Genomic DNA, 1,275 nt, shown 5'->3' on the forward strand with positions numbered 1-1,275 from the left:
TATGCGAGAGATCGATATGAGCAGCGAGACCAGAACCTATCCGCGCCGCGTGCAGACCGAAGCCGGCGAGATCGAATTCCGCCTGATGTCGCCCGCCGACGAGGCCGCCGTGCTGGACTTCGCGCAAAAACTGCCGGTGCACGATCTGCTGTTCCTGCCGCGCAACATCAGCGAGCCCAAGGTGCTGTCGGCCTGGGTCAAGGAGATCGAACGCGGCGCCATCACCAGCATCCTGGCGGTTAAGGCGGGCCGGGTGGTCGGATGCGGCACCCTGGTGCGCGATCCCTGGTCATGGTCGCCCCATGTCGGCGAAATCCGCAATGTGGTGTCCGCCGATGTGCGCGGGCAGGGCGTCGGCCGCGCGCTGTCGCAGGAGACGTTTGCGCTCGCCCTGGGCGCCGGCCTGGAAAAGCTGGTGGTGCAGATGACCGTCGATCAATCCGGCGCCATCGCGATCTTCGAGGGCCTCGGATTCAAGGCGGAAGCGCTGCTGCGCGACCATGTGAAGGACAAGGACGGCCGCAACCACGATATCGTGGTGCTCGGGCACAATGTGGCGCAGGTCCGGGCCCAGCTCGAGGCCTACGGGCTGCCGGGGGCTGTCCAGCACTGAGGCAGGGCGGCGCCCGCTAACCGGGCAAATTGCGCATTAATCTGGCTGATCACGGATTCGTGATATCGCAGCGCACCATTGATGTTGCGACGCACCATTAACCGTGTCATAAAGAGATTGCCCCGGGCCAATCCGGACGGGGTGAGCCCATAGCTCAAACCTGAGGATGGAGAAACCCCAATGACCACCGAAACCAATTCCGTGCTGAACACCGTCAAGGAAGCCTTCGCGCCCGTCACCGAGGCGTTCACCAAGCTCCAGAACATGGAAGTTCCGGAAGCCGCCCGTGAGTTCGTGAAGAAGCAGACCGAGACCGCCAAGGTTCGCGCCGCCGACATCCATGCCGGCACCGAGAAGGTGACCGCCGCGATCGAAACCGCCGTTGCCGGTTCGGTCTCCGAGGCCGCCAAGATCAGCCGCAATATCCAGGACGCGCTCTACCAGGACGCCGAAGCGTTTTTCGCCGGCATCGAGAAGCTGGCTTCCGCCAAGTCGTTCAACGAAGCGGTCCAGATCCAGTCCGACATGGTCCGCGCGCGCGGCGAAGTGTTCGTGTCGCGGGCGAAGGCCTCGAGCGAATATCTCGGCAAGCTCGTCGCTGACGGCGCCAAGACCGCTCAGGACAACTTCTCCAAGGTCTACACCAAGACCGCCTGATCGCA

General features: G+C 63.6%; 2 protein-coding genes. Both read left to right on the forward strand.

The genetic code is table 11. The features are described from left to right. Positions 1 to 16: 16 nt before the first annotated feature. Complete coding sequence (locus tag Q7U29_RS13445; protein ID WP_304742159.1) at positions 17 to 613, forward strand: GNAT family N-acetyltransferase; 597 nt, start codon at positions 17 to 19, stop codon at positions 611 to 613. Between the two features lie 180 nt (positions 614 to 793). Then, positions 794 to 1,270 (forward strand): phasin, encoded by a 477-nt coding sequence (locus Q7U29_RS13450; RefSeq protein WP_304742156.1) that lies wholly within the window; start codon positions 794 to 796, stop codon positions 1,268 to 1,270. Positions 1,271 to 1,275 lie beyond the last annotated feature (5 nt).

It is taken from the genome of Bradyrhizobium sp. (assembly GCF_030654605.1).
GTDB lineage: Bacteria > Pseudomonadota > Alphaproteobacteria > Rhizobiales > Xanthobacteraceae > Bradyrhizobium.